The organism is Streptomyces sp. NPDC102490, assembly GCF_044765285.1.
In the GTDB taxonomy this organism is placed as follows: Bacteria; Actinomycetota; Actinomycetes; order Streptomycetales; family Streptomycetaceae; genus Streptomyces.
Genome location: NZ_JBIWJU010000011.1, coordinates 169,831 through 188,419, shown reverse-complemented (window position 1 = coordinate 188,419; position 18,589 = coordinate 169,831). Strand labels below are relative to the sequence as shown.

Here is an 18,589-nt window from a genome sequence, read left to right as displayed (position 1 = left end):
GGTCCGGTGCCCTACCAGCCGCGGTTGGCGTAGCGCTCGGTCTCGGGGAGGGTGTCGCAGTTGATGCCGACCATGGCCTCGCCGAGGTTGCGGGACGCGTCCGCGATGATCTTCGGGTCGTCGTAGAAGGTGGTGGCCTTCACGATGGCGGCGGCGCGCTTGGCGGGGTCGCCGGACTTGAAGATGCCGGAGCCGACGAAGACGCCCTCGGCGCCGAGCTGACGCATCAGCGCGGCGTCGGCCGGGGTGGCCACACCGCCGGCCGAGAACAGGACGACGGGGAGCCTGCCCAGCTCGGAGACCTCCTTGACCAGCTCGTAGGGGGCGCGCAGCTCCTTGGCGGCGGCGTACAGCTCGTTGTTGTCGCAGCCGCGCAGCCGGGCGATCTCGTTCTTGATCTGGCGCAGGTGGCGGACGGCCTCGACGACGTTGCCGGTGCCGGCCTCGCCCTTGGAGCGGATCATGGCCGCGCCCTCGGCGATCCGGCGCAGGGCCTCGCCCAGGTTGGTGGCACCGCAGACGAAGGGGGTGGTGAAGGCGAACTTGTCGCTGTGGTTGACCTCGTCGGCCGGGGTGAGGACCTCGGACTCGTCGATGTAGTCGACGCCGAGGGACTGCAGGACCTGGGCCTCCACGAAGTGGCCGATGCGGGACTTGGCCATCACCGGGATGGAGACGGCGCCGATGATGCCCTCGATCATGTCCGGGTCGGACATCCGGGCCACACCGCCGTCCTTGCGGATGTCGGCCGGGACCCGCTCCAGGGCCATGACGGCCACGGCGCCCGCGTCCTCGGCGATCTTCGCCTGCTCCGGCGTGACGACGTCCATGATGACGCCGCCCTTGAGCTGCTCGGCCATGCCGCGCTTCACGCGGGCGGTGCCGGTCTCGGGTGCCTGGTTTTCGGAGAGCGTGCTGGACACGGGTTACCTCGCTGAGGAGAAGGGGTTTGTGCAGCACCGAGGAAACGTGAGGCGAGCAGGCCACAGCAAGGGCCAATGGGAAGGCTGTGGATCGTTTTCGTCCCGGGCTCCGCCGGTACGGGTCACGCCGCCCGCTCGACCAGGGCGGCCGGTGACTCGTCGTCCATCTCGAAGGCCAGCGGGAAGGGCGCGTGCCCGGCGAGGCGGAACCAGCGGACCTTGCGGTGCTCGCGCAGTCTGCGCGCGGCGCCCACCGCGTCGTTGTGGAAGCGCCGGGCCATCGGCACCCTCCGGACGGCCTCGGCCAGTTCGTGGGCGGCCTCCTCTCCCCCGGGCGCCTCGCGCACCACGTCCACCTGCTGCGCGTCGGCGAACACGGCGCGCAGGGCCTGGCTCAGCTCGCTCTCGGCAACCTCCCGCTGTTCCTCCTCGGCCTGCCGGGCGGCGTGCGCGGCCTCGTAGAGGACCATGGAGGCGGCCGGGTCGAGCACCCCGGAGGTGGCGAGTTCCTGGGCCACGGACGCCCTGCGCAGCAGCTGCGCGTCCAGGGCGGCACGGGCGGCGTCGATCCGGGCGTGCAGCCGGTCCAGGCGGCCCGCCGTCCAGCTGAGGTACAGGCCGACGGCGACGAGGACGACCAGGATCCAGATGAGGGTTGCGGTCACGGGCCGCAACCCTATCGGTGGGCCGAGAGACCCACGTACGTCCGGTGGGCCCCGGTACGCGCGGGACGCCCGGCCCCTACCCGCCGACGGGGTGTCGCCTCGTCCGCCGGTGACGGTGCTCGCCCTGGTCCGCCCGTGCCCGTCGGTGGCCGTACGCGCCCGTGCCCCCGTGCGTCCCGGGGGGTCAGTCCCTCGCGAGCCCGAAGCGGGCCCGCAGGCCCGTCGCCCGGTCGTCCGTCGCGACCGCCGCCGCTCCCGCGGTGACCGTCTCGTAGACGGACAGGATGTCCGCGCCCACGGTGGACCAGTCGAAGCGCCGTACGTGGGCGCTGCCCCGCTTGCGCAGCGCGGCCCGGCGTTCCGGGTCGGCCAGCAGGCGTACGGCCGCTTCCGCCAGGGCGTCGGCGTTCTCGTTGGGGAACAGTTCGCCGGCCGCGCCCTGGTCGAGGACCTGGGCGAAGGCGTCCAGGTCGGAGGCGAGGACGGGGGCGCCGGCCGACATGGCCTCGACGAGGATGATGCCGAAGCTCTCGCCGCCGGTGTTGGGCGCCACGTACAGGTCGACGCTGCGCAGGAGGCGGGCCTTGTCCTCGTCGCTGATCATGCCGAGGAACTCCACCCGGGAGCGCAGTTCCCTGGGCAGGCTCTCGACGGCCTCCTCCTCGTCCCCGCGCCCGGCGACCAGCAGCCGGGTGCGCGGGCGGGCGGCCAGGATCCCGGGCAGCGCCCGCATGAGCACCGGAAGGCCCTTGCGGGGCTCGTCGATGCGCCCTATGAAGCCGATCGTGTCGCCCTGCCACTCGGGCCTGGGCTCCGCGCCGGCGAAGAAGTCGACGTCGACGCCGTTGGGGATGACGACCGCGTCGCCGCCCAGGTGCTCGACGAGCGTGCGGCGGGCGTACTCGCTCACGGCGATCCGGGCGCTGATCTTCTCCAGGGCGGCCTGGAGGATCGCGTACGCGGCGATCATCGCGCGGGAGCGCGGGTTGGAGGTGTGGAAGGTGGCCACGATGGGGCCCTGGGCCGCCCAGCAGGACAGCAGGCCCAGCGAGGGCGAGGTCGGCTCGTGGATGTGGATGACGTCGAAGGCGCCGTCGTGCAGCCAGCGCCGGACCCGGGCCGCCGACAGGAAGCCGAAGTTCAGCCGGGCCACCGAGCCGTTGTACGGCACCGGCACCGCGCGGCCCGCGGAGACGACGTACGGGGGTAGCGGGGTGTCGTCGTCGGCCGGGGCGAGGACGGACACCTCGTGGCCGAGCCGGATGAAGTACTCGGCGAGGTCCCGGATGTGGAACTGGACGCCGCCCGGCACGTCCCAGGAGTACGGGCAGACGATGCCGATCCTCACCGGGCGCCCCGCTCGCGGGCGCCGGGCGCCTTGGCCGGGTCGAGATCCTTGAGCCACAAGCGCTGCAGCATGTGCCAGTCCTCCGGGTGGTCGGCGATCCCCGTGGCGAAGGCATCGGCCAGCGCCTGTGTCATGACAGACGTCTTCTCGGCCCGGGTACCTGACTCGGGCACCCCGACCGGCGGGTGCACCCGGCCCCGCATCACCGGCGAGTCGTCGTACCAGAGCGTCACCGGCAGCAGCCGTGCGCCGGTCTGCTGGGCGAGCAGCGCGGGACCGGCGGGCATCCGGGCCGTCTCGCCGAAGAAGTCGACCTCCACGCCGGAGGCGGACAGGTCGCGGTCGGCGACCAGGCAGACCAGGCCGCCGTCGCGCAGCCGCCGGGCCAGCGTGCCGAAGGCGGTGCCGCCGCTGTGCGGCAGGACCTCCATGCCGAGGCCCTCGCGGTAGGCGACGAACCGGTCGTACAGGGTCTCCGGCTTGAGGCGCTCGGCGACCGTGGTGAACGGGATGCCGAGCTTGGTGGTGACCCAGGCGCCCGCGAGGTCCCAGTTGGCCAGGTGCGGCAGGGCGAGCACCACGCCCTTGCCGGCGTCCAAGCCGTCGGTGAGGTGGTGCAGGTCCTCGGGGGTGAAGCCGTTCTCGATCCGCTCGGTGCTCCACGCCGGGAGCCGGAACGACTCCATCCAGTAGCGCAGGTACGAGCGCATGCCCGCGCGCGAGAGGGCGGCGAGCCGCTCCGGGCCCGCGTCGGGCACCACGCGCGCGTAGTTGCTCTCCAGGCGGCGCACTCCCGCGCCGCGCTGCTTCCAGGCGAGGTCGGCGATGCTGCGGCCCAGGCGCACGGCGGCGGGCTCGGGGAGCTTCTTCACGGTGGTCCAGCCGGCGCCGTACAGACCGTCGGTCAGGCGGTCCCGAGCGCTCACTTCGCCGCCTCGGTGCCCTGGTTCGCCTGCGCGGCGGCGTCCGCCTCGGCGGCTTCCCGGCGGACCGTGACGACCCGCTGCACCAGCGTGACGAGGCTGCCGACGGCGACGATCCACAGGGCGATCGGCAGCAGGTACTGGATGCCGGGCACGCCGAACTTGTGCAGCCCGGCGAATCCGGCGGCGACCAGCGAGATGACGAGGCGCTCGGCGCGCTCGACCAGTCCGTTGACGGCCACCGGCAGACCGATCGCCTCGCCGCGCGCCTTGGTGTACGACACCACCTGGCCGCTGGCCAGGCAGAAGATCGACACCGCGCACAGGACGTTGTCGTCGCCGCCCCCCGCGTACCAGAGGGCGAGGCCGCCGAAGATCGCGCCGTCGGCGACCCGGTCGAGGGTCGAGTCCAGGAACGCGCCCCAGCGGCTGGAGCGGCCCAGCTGGCGGGCCATGTTGCCGTCGACGAGGTCGGAGAAGACGAAGAGCGTGATCACCACCGTGCCCCAGAAGAACTCACCCATGGGGTAGAAGACCAGCGCACCCGCGACCACACCCGCGGTGCCGATCAGCGTGACCGTGTCGGGGCTGACGCCCCGGCGGATGAGAAACGCGGCGAACGGTGTGAGGACACGCGTAAAAAATGCACGCGCGTACTTGTTCAGCATGGCCTTCCCGACGGTCGGTGTGGCGCCGCGGCCCTTGCTGGCCACCGGCTGGCCCATCGTAGTCACGCGCGCGCGTGGGCGGTGGCCGGGCACCCTGAGCCCGTGGAGAGCGGCCGGTGGGCGGCGGGATCGGGTCCTTCGTATGGACGCGGCGTGACGGGAGTGGAAAGCTCGAAGGACCGCGGGCGTCGCGTGAGCCGCCAGTGCACGCGGTCCCGCGTGTCCGCGCCCCCAGTGACCTCACCGTGCACGGGAGGCAAGACATGGGCGACAAGGCACACACCCATCCCGGAGCCGCCGGAAGGGCAACGGCGGCCGACCACCCCGCGTCCGTACGGAACGTGGTGCTGGTCGGCCACTCCGGATCGGGCAAGACGACCCTGGTGGAGGCTCTCGCGCTGACGGCGGGAGCGGTGAACCGGGCGGGCCGCGTGGAGGACGGCGGCTGCGTCTCGGACTACGACGACATGGAGCACCGCCAGCAGCGCTCCGTACAGCTCTCCCTGGTGCCGGTCGCCTGGGACGGCATCAAGATCAACCTCTTGGACACGCCCGGGTACGCCGACTTCGTCGGTGAGCTGAGGGCCGGTCTGCGCGCCGCGGACGCGGCCCTCTTCGTCGTCTCGGCCTCCGACGGCGTGGACGGCTCGACCCGCATGCTCTGGGAGGAGTGCGCCGCCGTCGGCATGCCCCGCGCCATCGTGATCACGCACCTGGAGGCCGCCCGCGCGGACTTCGAGGAGATGACGCGGATCTGCGCGGAGGCGTTCGGCGGCGACGACCCCGACGCCGTACTGCCGCTGTACCTCCCGCTGCACGGTCCGCCCGCGCCCGACGGGCACGCGCCCGTGACCGGTCTCGTGGGGCTGCTGTCGCGGAAGCTGTTCGACTACGCCTCGGGCGAGCGGGTGGCCTCGGAGCCGGGCGAGGCGGAACTGCCGCAGCTCGACGAGGCCCGCTCGATGCTGATCGAGGGGATCATCTCGGAGAGCGAGGACGAGACCCTCATGGAGCGCTATCTCGGCGGCGAGCAGGTCGACGTCAAGACGCTCGTCGAGGATCTGGAACGGGCCGTGGCACGCGGGGTGTTCTTCCCCGTCCTGGCCGCCGCGCCGGCCGCCGAGGGCGCCCGGCAGGGACTGGGCACGGTCGAGCTGCTCGAGCTGATCACGCGCGGCTTCCCGACGCCCCTGGAACGCGCGGCGCCGCGGGTCACCACGCCCGACGGCACCGGCCGCGAGCTGCGGATGTGCGATCCAAAGGAGTCGCTGGTCGCGGAGGTCGTCAAGACGTCCTCGGACCCCTACGTCGGCCGGATCTCGATGGTCCGCGTCTTCTCCGGCACCCTGCGCGCCGACCAGACGGTGCACGTGTCCGGGCACGGGATGACCGACCGCGGGCACGAGGACCACGACGTCGACGAACGGATCGGCGCCCTGTCGACGCCGTTCGGCAAGCAGCAGCGTCCGGTCACGCACGTGATCGCGGGCGACCTCGCCTGCGTGGCCAAGCTGACCCGCGCGGAGACCGGGGACACCCTCTCGGCCAAGGACGACCCGCTGCTGATGGCCCCCTGGGAGATGCCCGACCCGCTGCTGCCGCTCGCCATCGAGGCGCACAGCAAACCCGACGAGGACAAGCTCTCCCAGGGGCTGGCCCGGCTGGTCGCCGAGGACCCGACGATGCGCCTGGAGCACAACCAGGACACCCACCAGGTGGTCCTGTGGTGCCTGGGCGAGGCACACGCCGACGTGGCCCTGGAGCGGCTGCGCAGCCGCTACGGCGTCCAGGTCGACGTCGTACCCCACCGGGTCGCCCTGCGCGAGACGTTCGCCGGCCGGGCGGCCGGGCGCGGGCGGCACGTCAAGCAGTCCGGCGGGCACGGCCAGTACGCCATCTGCGAGATCGAGGTGGAGCCGCTGCCGGGCGGCTCGGGCATCGAGTTCGTGGACAAGGTCGTCGGCGGCGCGGTGCCCCGCCAGTTCATCCCGTCCGTCGAGAAGGGCGTGCGCGCGCAGGCGGCCAAGGGCGTCGCCGCGGGCCACCCGCTGATCGACGTGCGGATCACGCTGCTCGACGGCAAGGCGCACTCCGTGGACTCCTCCGACGCCGCCTTCCAGACCGCCGGCGCGCTGGCGCTGAGGGAGGCCGCGGCCGAGGCGAGGATCCACCTGCTGGAACCGGTCGCCGAGGTGAGCGTGCTGGTCGGCGACGACTACGTGGGCGCGGTGATGAGCGACCTGTCCGGACGGCGCGGCAAGGTGCTGGGCACCGAGCAGACCAGCGGCGGCCGCACCCTGATCAGGGCCGAGGTGCCCGAGATCGAGATCGGCCGCTACGCCGTCGACCTGCGCTCCCTGTCGCACGGCACCGCGCGCTTCGACCGGCGCTACGCGCGGCACGAACCGATGCCGGCCCAGGTCGCGGACCGGCTGCGCGAGGAGGTGCGGGTGGCGTCCTAGCGGAGCCCGGCCCTCCGGTGCGGCGTCCGCCGCACCGGGGGTCCGCTCCCCGCATCGGAGTCCACCCGCCCCGGCGCGCGACGGCACGCCCGGCGGCCGGACCGCGCGCGTGGGGGCGCCTTTGGACGTCCCGTGACGCGCGGCGGTGCCGGCGGATACGCTGATGACCAGATCAACAGGTGTGCGGGGCAGGGAAGTCGGGAAGGCCGCAGGAGCGACAGTGGTGGCGATCGGGGGCGGGAATGACCGTTGACGGCGGTTACGCGGACTTCTTCGGACCGCAGGTGCCGCGCACGGACGACGGCGGCCAGACGGCCACCTTCGCGCTGGCCTCGGCCGCCTACCGGGACAGCGAGGCCGAGGAGATACTCAAGGCCAACAGCGAGTGGCACAAGTCGTCCGTGAGCAAGCCCCGGATGAAGCTGTTCCGGCCCAACCTCGGCGAGGCGTACTCCCGGGCGATCATCGACCGGATGCTGGGCCCCAAGCGGGCCCCGCTCATCCAGTCCTTCGGCACCCAGCCCCAGGTGGTCGTGGAGCACAGCCTCGCCGCGCACCGCATCCGCAGGGACCGGGACAACTGGCTCAGTGCCGTCATGGTGCTGTGCGGCCTGCTGTTCCTGCCCGGACTGCTGATCTGGCTCCTGGTCTTCCAGATCCGCACCACCATCGCCCGGCGCGAGGACAAGCGGGCCGGCGCGCTCGCCACCACGCTGCTGCTCGCGATGGCGGCCCTCGCCGTGCTCTTCCTGCTCAAGATGCCCTTCAGCGGCTTCTGGGGCTGGTACGCGCGCGCCTGCGTCGTCGCCCCGGTGATCGGCTGGTTCTGGGCCAAGCGGATCTGCGAGCGCACGGCACGGGACCTCCGGGAGCGCTGGAGCGGCCTGCTGTCCGGCGCGGGCGTGGGCGCCAAGGTGCCCGAGGCGGTGCCGAGCAGCCCCGGCGAGACGGCCGCCGAGGAACTGCGGCAGTCACTGGCCCGGCTCAGCGCCGAGCAGCAGTCCAACTCCGTCTTCTACGCCGGCCCCAAGGGAATCCTCGGCATGGGCACCCGCTGGGGCAACTGGCAGCTCGCCGAGGAACTGGTCCCCGCCGACCCGGACCGGGAGATCAACCCGTTCCGCAGCTGGGACGTGATCAAGGCCATCCACGACCGGCTGCGGATGCTGGAGCGCGGCCCGCTGCACACCGGCGGCTTCACCAAGCCGACGGTGCGGCACTGGATCGTGACCCCGATCGGTGAGAACGCCGACGCGGTGTCCCGGCCCGAGGGCACGGACGTCGAGGCGTACCAGGTCAAGCAGCACGCGATACAGGAGATCTGCGACAAGCAGCAGTTCGGCGCGGGCGACCGGCACTACCTGGGCGTGCAGTGGACGCTGTGGGACGGCCAGTTGGTCATCTCCATGCTGATCACGGTGACCGTGCTGCACGAGACGCTGCGCATCGAGGTCACCGGTCACGCCCTGGGGCCGGTGCACTCCCTGTTCACCAGCAAGCCCGCGGCCAAGGAGAAGACGGTCCAGAAGTCCGTCAAGTTCTGGGAGACCCGCACGGTGAAGCTCCCGCTGGTCGACGCCGACGAGGTGGTGCGGCTGGCCGCGCGGGCCCCGCTGACCTGGTACCCCCCGCTGCTGTACTGGCTGGGCGGCAAGCTCACGCTGCCCGAGCCCTTCGGCCTGCGGCACGCCTGGGCGGACCGGCCCTGGCGGCACCGCTTCATGGCCGACGACGCGCTGCGCGCGGCCACGCCGGTGCTGCGGGCGGTGCACTCGGCGGCGATCAAGGTGCTGAAGGAGAACGGCGTGGACACGGAGAAGTTCGGCGCCCGCGCGGGTGGTCTGAGCGGGGCGGTGCAGGAGGCTGTGCCGAAGAAGGCGGACGTCTACGACGCGTAGGCCTCCGGCGGTGGGGCGGGGGCTTTGCAGGGTGGCCGTCCCCGGGGGCTGCGCCCCCGGACTCCCGCTTTCGGCCTGGACGGCCTCGTCCTCAAGCGCCGGACGGGCTGAGGGAGCTTGGAAGCTAGGCCGTGGGCCAGGCTTCCGCCAGCATCTTGCGGGTGTCTCCCAGGAGCTGCGGCAGAACCCGCGTGTGGCCGATCACGGGAAGGAAATTGGTGTCGCCGCCCCAGCGAGGCACCACGTGCTGGTGCAGGTGCGCGGCGATGCCGGCGCCCGCCACCGCGCCCTGGTTCATGCCCAGGTTGAAGCCCTGGGCCCCGGAGGCCGTGCGCAGGGCCGTCATCGCCTGCTTGGTCAGCTCGGCCAGCTCCGCCGTCTCCACGGTGTTCAGCTCCGTGTAGTCGGCGACGTGGCGGTACGGGACGGTCATCAGGTGGCCGCCGTTGTACGGGTACAGATTCAGCACCGCGTACACGTGCTCACCGCGCCGGACGATGAGGCCGTCCTCGTCCGACTTCGCCGGGATCGAGCAGAAGGGGCATCCGTCGTCGGCGCCGGGGCCGCTCGGCTTGTTCTCGCCCTGGATGTACGCCATCCGGTGGGGCGTCCACAGACGCTGGAAAGCGTCCGGCGTCCCCACTCCCAACTGCTGCTCCGGCTCACTCGTCATGCGTGCAGCATATGGCTTCGCGTACGGCGACAGGGAAGGCCCCCGGGATCTCTCCCGGGGGCCCCGCACACCCGGCGGTCAGACCTGCGCCCGCTCCTCGACGACCTTGGCGATCTTCGCGAGGGCCTCCTCGACGGGGATGCCGTTCTCCTGGGAGCCGTCGCGGTAGCGGAAGGAGACCGCGCCGTTCGCCATGTCCTCGTCGCCCGCGATGACCATGAAGGGCACCTTCTGCTTCTGGGCGTTGCGGATTTTCTTCTGCATCCGGTCCGAGGAGGAGTCGACCTCGACGCGCAGGCCCTGCCTCTTGGCGGACGCGGCGAACTTCTCCAGGTACTCGACGTGCGCGTCGCCGATCGGGATGCCCACCGCCTGCACCGGCGCCAGCCATGCCGGGAAGGCGCCCGCGTAGTGCTCCAGGAGCACCGCGAAGAAGCGCTCGATGGAGCCGAACAGCGCGCGGTGGATCATGACCGGGCGGGTCTTGGTGCCGTCCGCGGCCGTGTACTCCAGGTTGAAGCGCTCCGGCAGGTTGAAGTCGAGCTGGATGGTCGACATCTGCCAGGTGCGGCCGATCGCGTCCTTGGCCTGGACGGAGATCTTCGGGCCGTAGAACGCGGCGCCGCCCGGGTCCGCCACCAGCTCCAGGTTCTGCTTCTCGGCGACCTGGCGCAGCGTCTCGGTGGCCTCTTCCCAGGCCTCGTCGGAGCCGACGAACTTCTCCGGGTCCTTGGTGGACAGCTCCAGGTAGAAGTCGTTCAGGCCGTAGTCGCGCAGCAGGTTCAGGACGAAGGTGAGGGTCTTGTCCAGCTCCTCCGACATCTGCTCGCGGGTGCAGTAGATGTGCGCGTCGTCCTGGGTGAAGCCGCGGGCCCGGGTCAGGCCGTGCACGACGCCCGACTTCTCGTACCGGTACACGGTGCCGAACTCGAAGAGGCGCAGCGGCAGCTCACGGTAGGAGCGCCCGCGCGCGTCGAAGATCAGGTTGTGCATCGGGCAGTTCATGGGCTTGAGGTAGTAGTCCACGCCCTCGTCGAGCTGCATGGGCGGGTACATGCCGTCGGCGTACCAGTCCAGGTGGCCCGAGGTCTCGAAGAGCTTCCCCTTGGTCGCGTGCGGGGTGTAGACGAACTCGTAGCCCTCCTCCTCGTGGCGGCGGCGCGAGTAGTCCTCCATCACCCGGCGGATGATGCCGCCCTTGGGGTGGAAGACGGCAAGGCCGGAGCCGATCTGCTCCGGGATGGAGAACAGGTCCAGCTCGCTGCCGAGCTTGCGGTGGTCGCGCTTCTCGGCCTCGGCGAGGAACTCCAGGTGCGCCTTCAGCTCGTCCTTGGTGGGCCAGGCGGTGCCGTAGATGCGCTGGAGCATCGGGTTCTTCTCGCTGCCGCGCCAGTAGGCGGCGGCGTTGCGCATCAGCTTGAAGGCCGGGATGTTGCGGGTCGTCGGCAGGTGCGGGCCCCGGCAGAGGTCCTTCCAGCACAGCTCGCCGGTCTTCGCGTCCAGGTTGTCGTAGATCGTCAGCTCGCCGGCGCCGACCTCGACGTCCGCGCCGTCGTCGTGCGACGCGGAGCCCTTGAGGCCGATCAGCTCCAGCTTGTACGGCTCGTCGGCCAGCTCCTCGCGGGCGGCCTCGTCGGTGACCACGCGGCGGGAGAACCGCTGCCCGCGCTTCTGGATCTCCTGCATCTTCTTCTCGATGGCCTTGAGGTCATCGGGGTGGAAGGGCTTCTCCACGTCGAAGTCGTAGTAGAAACCGTCCTTGACGGGCGGGCCGATGCCCAGCTTGGCCTCGGGGAACAGCTCCTGCACGGCCTGCGCCATGACGTGCGCGGTGGAGTGGCGCAGGATGTTCAGACCGTCCTCGGAGGAGATCTCGACACCCTCGACGGTCTCGCCGTCCTGCACCTCGTAGGCGAGGTCCTTGAGGTCGCCGGACACGCGGGCGGCGATGATCGAGCGCTCGCCGGCGAAGAGCTCGGCGGCCGTAGTGCCCGTCGTCACCACGCGTTCTTCCCGCTCGGAATCCCGCTGGATGATCACACGGACGTCTGACACCGGTCTCTCCTGACTGAAGGTGGGGCCGCGGCGCCATACCGGAGCGCACGCATGGGGGCGATCGTACCGACCCGGGGCCGCCCACCGCGAAATCAGTCCCGGCAGTCCCCTCCGTCCCCTCCGTCGCCGCAGGTCTCCTCGAAGAAGGCCGCGACCTCGACGTGGTCCTGGACGGCCTTCAGGAGCCGGTCCCGCTCCGCGTCGTCGACCTGGACGGGGGTGATCTCGCAGGCGCCGGTGAGCCTGCGGAACCCGCCCCGGCTCTCCAGTCGCCCGAGCACCCGCACCGGCAGCCCGACGAGGTGGGCGTGCCCGGCGATCCGGTACGCCTCCTCGTCCAGCGCCATCCGCACGTGCGGCACCTCGGCCCCGGCCAGCACCCGCAACCGTACGGTGCCGGTGCCGCGCGGTCCGGGCCGGCGCATGCGGACCACGGTGCCGGTGATCCGCACCGGTACGGAGGGCTCCGCGCGCAGGTAGCGGGCGGCGGCCTCGCGCAGGGCGGGCAGGTCGCCGGGCGAGAACTCGACGGGTTCGGTGAGGACGCCGCAGCCCTCGGGAACGCCCGCGGCCGGCGCCCAGCCGACGGCGATCCGGGCGCCCTCGGTGCCGCGGACCAGGGCGACGAGGGACTCCGTCAGCTCGTGGCTGACGCCCGCCGCGACGGCCGAGTCGAAGGCCTCCGTGCCCCCGGTGGCCCGCCGGTAGTCGACGGCCTCGCGGGCGGCGTGGAGGGCCTGGTGAAGGCGTACGGCGAGGGGGCGGCCGGTGCCGACCGGCAGGAACGCCGTGAGGCGGCGGCCGTCGGGGGCGGGGCCCACCACGACGTTCTCCAGGGCCGCGCCGGCGGCGCGCCGGTGCCGGGCGCCGTAGTAGCCCGCCCGCGCGCGCGTGGCGAGCGCTCCGGCGAGCAGCATCCGGCGGGCGGCGGAGCGCAGCTGCTCCTGTGCCGTCCAGGACGCGGTGTCGCCGGGTCCCGTCGGTGTGTCGCGTTCCCAGCGGATCTCGTCGCTGGGGACGGCGAGGGCGAGCAGGATCTCGCGGGCGGCGGGGGTGCCGCTGCGGGTCAGGGCGTGCAGCGCCTCGCCGAGCAGGTCGTCGCTGTCAGGGAAGGCGCGGGTGACCGGCACCAGGAGGCTGGTGGCGCCCGCGGCCGGTCCTGGCGGGGTCCAGCGGCCGTAGCGGCCCGGGGCGCCGCCGCGCCGGTGCCAGCCGTGCCGGTGCAGCAGCGCGGTCAGCACGGCCGGGTCGACGGCGCCGGGCTCCGGGGTGCCGCCGTCGCGGGGGGTGTGGTCGAGGGCGTCGGCCGGGTGCGGCCGTACCGAGCGCGGGGGATCGCCGGTCGGGCGGTGCGTCATGGTTTCCCTCCCGTCCCGACCCGCGTCATGATCTCGCACAGCGCACGGTCGTCGAAGATCCGCGCGGTCGGTATCCGCACGGTGGTGCGCCGCCGTCCGGTGACCGGATGTCCGGCGAGGTTGGTCCAGTAGCAGCAGTGCCTGAGGTCGAGCCGGTCGTGGCCGGCGCGCAGCCACTGGTCCCGGGACCGGGGGACGATCATGACGACCAGGATCTTGTGCACCGACACGGGGGTGCGGGCCAGCTTCGCCAGGTGGTCGTTGTCCAGGGTGAAGGAGAAGGAGCGGCCGGGGGGTCCTGGGGCGATCTGGTAGGTGGCCTTGAGCTGCACCTTGATGGTGACCTCGTCGTCGACGGTGTGCCCGGGGGCACTGTGGCTGACGTGCCAGTCGATGCCGTTGTCCGGGAAGGGCTGGGAGAGCGAGCAGCCCGCCGCGGCGGCGACCGCGTGGAGGTAGCCGACCTGCAAGGTCTCCATGCAGGCGGTGGTGGCGAGGGAGCCGCGTGAGGGCGCGGTGCGCTCGGGCAGCAGCCCGCCCCGTTCGGGCTGCGCAATGGCCATGGCCAACAGCCTTCCAGAACTGGTGAATCCCGGTGGTAGGTCTGTGAACTGCAAAGACCCGTACTCCTGTTGTGTCCTTCCGGCGTACGTCGCAAACAGCCCGGGTATCACCGAACCGGGACAAGGGACGGCACGTCAGCTGCCGTGCTCGGACGAGGAGTTGAGTGCCCTATGACGAGCTGGTTCGAGGGGCCGCTGGCCGCTTTCGACACGGAGACGACGGGTGTGGACACCGAGACCGACCGGATCGTGTCGGCGGCCCTCGTCGTCCAGGACGCGCCGGGGCTGCGCCCGCGGGTGACCCGGTGGCTGGTGAACCCGGGGGTGCCGGTGCCCGAGGCGGCGACGGCGGTGCACGGGCTGACCCAGGAGCATGTGCAGCGCCACGGCCGCTGGCCGGCGCCGGTGATGTACGAGATAGCCGAGGCGCTGACCGAGCAGGCCCGGGCCGGGCGTCCGCTGGTGGTGATGAACGCGCCGTTCGACCTCACACTGCTGGACCGGGAATTGCGCAGGCACCGCGCCTCGTCGCTGGGCCGGTGGCTGGAGCGGACGTCGCTGCACGTGCTGGACCCGCGCGTACTGGACAAGCACCTGGACCGCTACCGCAAGGGCCGCCGTACCCTCACCGATCTGTGCGCGCACTACGGCGTGGAGCTGGCGGGCGCGCACGACGCGGCGGCCGACGCCCAGGCGGCGCTGGAGGTCGTGCGGGCGGTGGGGCGGCGTTTCCAGGCACGGCTCGAGCGCCTCTCCCCCGCGGAGCTGCACACCCTCCAGGCGGTGTGGCACGCGGGTCAGGCGCGCGGCTTGCAGGCGTGGTTCGCGCTCAACGGCACCCAGGAGCCGGTGGACCCGGCCTGGCCGTTGCGGCCGGAGCTGCCGGCGGCGGCGTGACCCTTCGTCCCCGGCCCGCGTGAACGCCGGAACACGAAGAAGCCGGTCCGTCGTGCGACGGACCGGCTCTTCCCGGGTGGGCGATACTGGGTTCGAACCAGTGACCTCTTCGGTGTGAACGAAGCGCTCTCCCACTGAGCTAATCGCCCGGGAACGCACTGAACCATACAGGGCGCCGCGCGGTTCCATCAAACCGCTTGCCGGCCCCCCGCCAGGTGCGCGGCGAGACCCCGCCGCCCGGCCCGCATCATGAGGCGGTGGTTGGCGCGGAACAGGGGGCGGCCGGGCACGGCGAGGCGGCGCAGCAGCGGCTTGCGCACGACGACCTCCTGGTCGTAGCGGACGAGGGTGGCGGAGCCTCGCGGGGCGACCGTCCAGCGCGCCCAGCCCTCCAGGTCGCCGCTCATCGCGACGTCCAGCACCCCCGCGGCCGGGTCCCGGCGCCCCTCCCGCACGGTCGCGGTCAGTTCGTACGGGAGCAGGGAGCGGAACCGGAGGACGCCGCTGGTGTCGTCGAGCCGGGTGACCTCGCGGACCTGCGGCCACCAGCGGGGGTAGTCCTCGACGCGTTCCAGGGCGCGGTAGACGTCCGGGGCGGGCGCGGGCAGCGGCCACAGGCTGCGGAAGCGGTAGTGGTTCCAGTCCATCCGTGCAGTGTGCCCGCGCCCGCGCCGGTCAGGGGCCGGCTACGGCATCCTGTCCCCCAGGAGTGCGAGGTTCTCGATGGCGGCGAGGCCGTAGAGGGCGGTGTCGTTGGTGGACACCCAGCTCGCCTCGCTCCCCGGCACCAGCGTGAGGGGGCCGCTCAGCTTCTGTGTGGTCCAGGGCGCCGACTCCCGGTAGCCGTCGGAGTCGTAGAACTTCTGCCACGCGCGCGTGGCGAGCTTGTCGTCGCCGGTCCGTACGGCCGCGTACGCGTCGAGGCGCGAGTGGCCCTGGAAGAGGATGAGGCTGCCGAAGTTCGTGCCGTAGCGCGCGGCCTGTTCGGCCTTGGTCGCGTTGAAGTAGCGGCAGTAGTCGTAGTACGCCTCCTCGAACTTGGGCATGTCGACGAGGTCGATCAGTTCGGCGCACAGTTCGTTCAGGCCGAAGACGGCCGAGAGGTGGGAGACCTCGACCTTCGGTGTGTCGGCGACGGCGAACTTCCCGGTGTCCAGGTCGTACAGGCCGCTGCCCTGGACGAAGCCGTTGGGCTGGGCGGCGATGGTCTCCATGGTGGACAGGACGCGGTCCCTGGCCTTCTCCCACTTCGGGCCCCTGCGTTCCCACTCGGTGAGCCACGCCGAGACCAGGCCGCTCCAGTCGGTGCCGAAGCCGATGGACAGGGCGTTGCGGTCGGGCGTGTAGGGCTCGGTGCGGATCTTGCGGAGCGGGTCGAGGGCGAGGAAGGTCTCGTCGGAGTCGACGTTGGCGTGCATGAGGTCGCCGACGCGTTCGTCGGCGGTGAGGAAGTAGTAGAAGCGCCGGTAGGTGGTGTTGGCGATGCGCTGCTGCTTGGCGCTGTCGGCGTAGTGCTGGACGCCGTGGCGGGTGCCGAGGCCGGCCCATGTGCCGAGGTGGTAGACGTCGACCTCGCCGGTGTGCCGGGTCATGGCCTCGGCGAAGCGGAAGATGTCGGCGCGCCCGGAGCGCAGGTAGGCGTACCAGAGCCAGAGGTCCGGGGAGAGTTCGGAGTTGTCCCAGGCGTAGCCGCCGATGTCGTAGCGCCACTGGTGCCGGGCGGCGTCGTAGGTGTGCATGATGTCGCCGTAGTCCCAGAAGCCGTACCAGCGGCGCTGCTCCACCTGGTCCTTGTAGTAGGTGAAGAGGAAGTCGAGGTGGTCCTCGATCTTCGCCTTGGCGGGGGTGGAGCGGTCGGGCGCGGCGTAGAGGCCGGGGCCGAAGACGCCGGCCTTGATGAGCTGTGCGGGCGGGGCGGCGAGCTGGGGCAGGACGCGTACCGCCCCGGCCTGTTCGGCGAGTTCCTCGGCGCTCGGGGTGGCGGCGTTGGCCCAGAAGAGGAGTTCCGAGGTGCGGGCGATGCCGTAGGGGGTGCCGAACTCCGGTTCGTAGTCCTCGTAGGTGATGTTGAGGCCCTCGAGTTGTTCGGGGAACGTGTCCTGGCCCATGCCGTCGTGGTAGAAGCGCAGGTCCATCGGCTGGGCCTCGGGCGACCAGAGCCAGAGGGTGACCTCGGCCTCGTCGGTCTGGGCGGCGCGGATGTCGAGTTGGGCGGGGTGCTTCTCCCAGAAGTCGCGCAGGCCGAAGGAGAGGCCGCCGCTCACGCCGCCGACGTAGCCGAAGCCGGAGGCGCGCCGTCCGCCGCCCGCGCCGATCCAGCCGTGGCCCTTCTTGGTGCGCTTGCGCAGGGTGAAGCCGTCGGCGGACAGCTGGGCGAGGGTGTAGTCGCCCCATTCGGGGATGTACTTCAGGCGGGTGGTGACCCGCTGGTCCCAGGTGGCGGGGTCGGGCAGCTTCTCCCCGGCGAACTGGGCCGCCTGTACGGCCGCCCCGGGGTCGCGGCGCAGTCCGGTGATGCCCTTGACCGCCTCGCGGAGCAGGCCGGTGCCCTCGCCGCCGATGCGGATGTGGCGGTCGTAGGACGCGTCGCGCATCGGGACGGTGAAGCGGACGCCGAGGCCGCGGATGAAGTCGCCGCTCGCCTTTCCGGGCTCCTGCTTCCCGTCGAAGGTGAGGGTGTGCACCATGCGGAAGGAGTCGGCGCCCGCGTAGAAGTAGAGGCGGATGGAGAAGGGCAGCCAGCGGCGGTGGCCCTTGCGGTGCTTGCCGTCGATGCGGACGACGGCGCGGACCGGGCCGTCCTGCTCGACCTTGACCTCGTCGACCGCGCCGTCGAAGCGCTCGTACGCCACGGTGCCCTGGTCGCCGTCCTCGATCTCGGGCTGGCGCAGCAGGACGAGGCGGCCGTTCTTGGCGATCTCGGTGGAGCCCCGGATGACGGACTTGATCAGCGCCGATCCGGATGTGCCGATTCTCGCGGTGATGACGCCGGTCGATATGTCGAGGGTGCCGCCGCGCCGGGTGACGGTGACCTTCTTGGCGGGCGCGGCCGGGGAGCCGGCGGCCAGGGTGAGCTTGCCGTTCCCGGAACCGACGGCGTGGGCGGTCCACTTGAGGGAACCGTCGGGCCAGTGGGCGAGCGGCCAGGACTGCACGGGTACGGCCTTGCCGTCGGCGTCCGTGACGGCGAACGACTGGTCTTCCCGGAAGGTGCCCCTGGGCCAGGGGACGCCGACGGTGGAGCCGGGGGCGGCGCCGAGGCCGCCGTCCTCCAGCCAGGTCAGCGTGACGGGGCTGTCGTCGGCGGCCGCGGCGGCGGCGGGCGCGGCCTGGGCGTTCTTGGTGCCCAGTGCCCAGCTGAACTGGGCGGCGGCGCCGGCGACGGCGGCCGCCTTGAGGAGGGACCTGCGGGGGATGGGGGACATGGCCTTTCCTTTCCGTGCGGGCGTGCAGGGGTGTCAAGGGCATGACAGTGAGAGGTGCGGCGCCGGGGCACCGACCTCGGTACGCGGGAGCCGCTCCGGCACGGGGCCGCTCCGGGGTGAAGGCGCCGGGTCAGCGGCGCCGGTGGCGCTCCTCCACCGCGACGGCGGCCGCGGCGACGGCACCCAGGGCGGCGACGGCCAGCGGTGCGCTGAACCACGCGGAGCAGACCACGAGGGCCAGTCCGCCGACGAGCAGGAAGGAACCGGCCGGGTCGAGCACGGTACGGCGGCCCGCCCGCGCGAGCAGCGACCGCCAGGCGGCGCCGGGGTGCCAGTCCGCCGCCGCCCGCAGCCCCGCGACGGCCGCGCCGATCAGGGCGAGGACGCCGACGGCGCCGACCAGCGGACCGCCCGGCAGCCCGTCCCGCACGGCACGCACGTCGACCCACACCACCGCCAGGGCGGCCCAGCCGGCGACCCCGACGAGCCACCCGTGGCGCGCCGCCGCCCGGAAGTCGGCGCCGAACTCCCGCCAGCCGCCGCGCTCGTGGGCCAGCCGGCGCCCGAGGTGCCGGGCGCCGGCCGCGAACGCGGCGGGGTAGGTGACCAGCGGCAGGGCCGCCACCGCGATCCACACCCCGGTGAGCAGGCACTCGGCGAACAGGGCGAAGCCCTGGGCGAACCGGGACTCCCCCGGCTCCGTACGGGCCCCGGCCCGCGCTTCGGTCATC

Annotated in this window: 15 protein-coding genes and 1 tRNA gene; 3 read left to right on the top strand and 13 right to left on the bottom strand. The window is 72.3% G+C overall.

What is annotated here, in order from left to right; all coding sequences use genetic code 11:
• Window positions 1–11: 11 nt before the first annotated feature.
• The 5 genes from pdxS to pgsA all read right to left on the bottom strand — a co-directional run bounded on the left by pdxS (window position 12) and on the right by pgsA (window position 4,584).
• Window positions 12–923, bottom strand: coding sequence for a pyridoxal 5'-phosphate synthase lyase subunit PdxS (pdxS, locus tag ACIRGB_RS25860; protein ID WP_030184980.1), 912 nt, complete (start codon window positions 921–923; stop codon window positions 12–14).
• Window positions 924–1,045: 122 nt separating this feature from the next.
• A complete protein-coding gene (locus ACIRGB_RS25855; RefSeq protein WP_403869544.1) occupies window positions 1,046–1,588 on the bottom strand; it encodes a hypothetical protein in 543 nt (180 codons plus the stop codon).
• Between the two features lie 184 nt (window positions 1,589–1,772).
• The gene (locus ACIRGB_RS25850) at window positions 1,773–2,936 is read right to left on the bottom strand and encodes a glycosyltransferase family 4 protein (RefSeq protein ID WP_403869541.1); all 1,164 of its coding nucleotides are present in this window, start codon (window positions 2,934–2,936) and stop codon (window positions 1,773–1,775) included.
• Window positions 2,933–3,862, bottom strand: a complete 930-nt coding sequence (locus ACIRGB_RS25845; RefSeq protein ID WP_403869538.1) for a phosphatidylinositol mannoside acyltransferase — start codon at window positions 3,860–3,862, stop codon at window positions 2,933–2,935. The genes ACIRGB_RS25850 and ACIRGB_RS25845 overlap by 4 nt, the downstream gene beginning before the upstream one ends.
• Window positions 3,859–4,584, bottom strand: coding sequence for a phosphatidylinositol phosphate synthase (gene pgsA, locus ACIRGB_RS25840; RefSeq protein ID WP_403869913.1), 726 nt, complete (start codon window positions 4,582–4,584; stop codon window positions 3,859–3,861). Before pgsA ends, ACIRGB_RS25845 begins: the two co-directional genes overlap by 4 nt.
• A 206-nt stretch (window positions 4,585–4,790) precedes the next feature.
• Here pgsA and ACIRGB_RS25835 point away from each other — a divergent pair, with 206 nt between their 5' ends.
• Together ACIRGB_RS25835 and ACIRGB_RS25830 are read left to right on the top strand one after the other, a co-directional pair.
• Window positions 4,791–6,989, top strand: a complete 2,199-nt coding sequence (locus ACIRGB_RS25835; RefSeq protein ID WP_403869535.1) for an elongation factor G-like protein EF-G2 — start codon at window positions 4,791–4,793, stop codon at window positions 6,987–6,989.
• Between the two features lie 242 nt (window positions 6,990–7,231).
• Complete coding sequence (locus ACIRGB_RS25830) at window positions 7,232–8,887, top strand: hypothetical protein (RefSeq protein WP_403869532.1); 1,656 nt, start codon at window positions 7,232–7,234, stop codon at window positions 8,885–8,887.
• Between the two features lie 124 nt (window positions 8,888–9,011).
• Here the strand turns inward: ACIRGB_RS25830 and ACIRGB_RS25825 are convergent, their stop codons facing one another.
• The 4 genes from ACIRGB_RS25825 to ACIRGB_RS25810 all read right to left on the bottom strand — a co-directional run bounded on the left by ACIRGB_RS25825 (window position 9,012) and on the right by ACIRGB_RS25810 (window position 13,536).
• The gene (locus tag ACIRGB_RS25825) at window positions 9,012–9,560 is read right to left on the bottom strand and encodes an HIT family protein (RefSeq protein ID WP_403869529.1); all 549 of its coding nucleotides are present in this window, start codon (window positions 9,558–9,560) and stop codon (window positions 9,012–9,014) included.
• 78 nt (window positions 9,561–9,638) lie between these two features.
• Complete coding sequence (gene thrS, locus ACIRGB_RS25820; RefSeq protein WP_403869526.1) at window positions 9,639–11,615, bottom strand: threonine--tRNA ligase; 1,977 nt, start codon at window positions 11,613–11,615, stop codon at window positions 9,639–9,641.
• Window positions 11,616–11,707: 92 nt separating this feature from the next.
• On the bottom strand, window positions 11,708–12,973 hold the full coding sequence (locus tag ACIRGB_RS25815) for a hypothetical protein (RefSeq protein WP_403869523.1): 1,266 nt from the start codon (window positions 12,971–12,973) through the stop codon (window positions 11,708–11,710).
• Complete coding sequence (locus ACIRGB_RS25810) at window positions 12,970–13,536, bottom strand: DUF4365 domain-containing protein (RefSeq protein WP_127896089.1); 567 nt, start codon at window positions 13,534–13,536, stop codon at window positions 12,970–12,972. The genes ACIRGB_RS25815 and ACIRGB_RS25810 overlap by 4 nt, the downstream gene beginning before the upstream one ends.
• Window positions 13,537–13,707: 171 nt before the next feature.
• On the opposite strand from ACIRGB_RS25810, the gene ACIRGB_RS25805 reads away from it, so the two are divergent.
• The gene (locus ACIRGB_RS25805; RefSeq protein WP_403869520.1) at window positions 13,708–14,433 is read left to right on the top strand and encodes a 3'-5' exonuclease; all 726 of its coding nucleotides are present in this window, start codon (window positions 13,708–13,710) and stop codon (window positions 14,431–14,433) included.
• A 77-nt stretch (window positions 14,434–14,510) separates the two neighbouring features.
• Here the strand turns inward: ACIRGB_RS25805 and ACIRGB_RS25800 are convergent.
• From ACIRGB_RS25800 to ACIRGB_RS25785, 4 genes are all read right to left on the bottom strand, one after another.
• Window positions 14,511–14,582, bottom strand: a tRNA-Val gene (locus tag ACIRGB_RS25800).
• A gap of 39 nt (window positions 14,583–14,621) precedes the next feature.
• Entirely contained in the window at window positions 14,622–15,080 is a 459-nt protein-coding gene (locus tag ACIRGB_RS25795) for an SRPBCC family protein (protein ID WP_403869518.1), read from the bottom strand.
• Window positions 15,081–15,119: 39 nt separating this feature from the next.
• Complete coding sequence (locus tag ACIRGB_RS25790; RefSeq protein ID WP_403869516.1) at window positions 15,120–17,858, bottom strand: Tat pathway signal sequence domain protein; 2,739 nt, start codon at window positions 17,856–17,858, stop codon at window positions 15,120–15,122.
• Window positions 17,859–17,988: 130 nt separating this feature from the next.
• The gene (locus ACIRGB_RS25785; RefSeq protein ID WP_403869513.1) at window positions 17,989–18,588 is read right to left on the bottom strand and encodes a hypothetical protein; all 600 of its coding nucleotides are present in this window, start codon (window positions 18,586–18,588) and stop codon (window positions 17,989–17,991) included.
• Window position 18,589: the final 1 nt, after the last annotated feature.

What these genes read in the sequence shown, in the direction of transcription:
- ACIRGB_RS25805 (WP_403869520.1), top strand. Translation starts at nt 13,708, where the DNA reads ATGACGAGCTGGTTCGAGGGGCCGCTGGCCGCTTTCGACACGGAGACG.
- ACIRGB_RS25810 (WP_127896089.1), bottom strand. Translation starts at nt 13,536, where the DNA reads ATGGCCATTGCGCAGCCCGAACGGGGCGGGCTGCTGCCCGAGCGCACC.
- ACIRGB_RS25825 (WP_403869529.1), bottom strand. Translation starts at nt 9,560, where the DNA reads ATGACGAGTGAGCCGGAGCAGCAGTTGGGAGTGGGGACGCCGGACGCT.
- pgsA (WP_403869913.1), bottom strand. Translation starts at nt 4,584, where the DNA reads ATGGGCCAGCCGGTGGCCAGCAAGGGCCGCGGCGCCACACCGACCGTC.
- ACIRGB_RS25790 (WP_403869516.1), bottom strand. Translation starts at nt 17,858, where the DNA reads ATGTCCCCCATCCCCCGCAGGTCCCTCCTCAAGGCGGCCGCCGTCGCC.
- ACIRGB_RS25785 (WP_403869513.1), bottom strand. Translation starts at nt 18,588, where the DNA reads ATGACCGAAGCGCGGGCCGGGGCCCGTACGGAGCCGGGGGAGTCCCGG.
- ACIRGB_RS25835 (WP_403869535.1), top strand. Translation starts at nt 4,791, where the DNA reads ATGGGCGACAAGGCACACACCCATCCCGGAGCCGCCGGAAGGGCAACG.
- ACIRGB_RS25795 (WP_403869518.1), bottom strand. Translation starts at nt 15,080, where the DNA reads ATGGACTGGAACCACTACCGCTTCCGCAGCCTGTGGCCGCTGCCCGCG.
- ACIRGB_RS25830 (WP_403869532.1), top strand. Translation starts at nt 7,232, where the DNA reads ATGACCGTTGACGGCGGTTACGCGGACTTCTTCGGACCGCAGGTGCCG.
- ACIRGB_RS25815 (WP_403869523.1), bottom strand. Translation starts at nt 12,973, where the DNA reads ATGACGCACCGCCCGACCGGCGATCCCCCGCGCTCGGTACGGCCGCAC.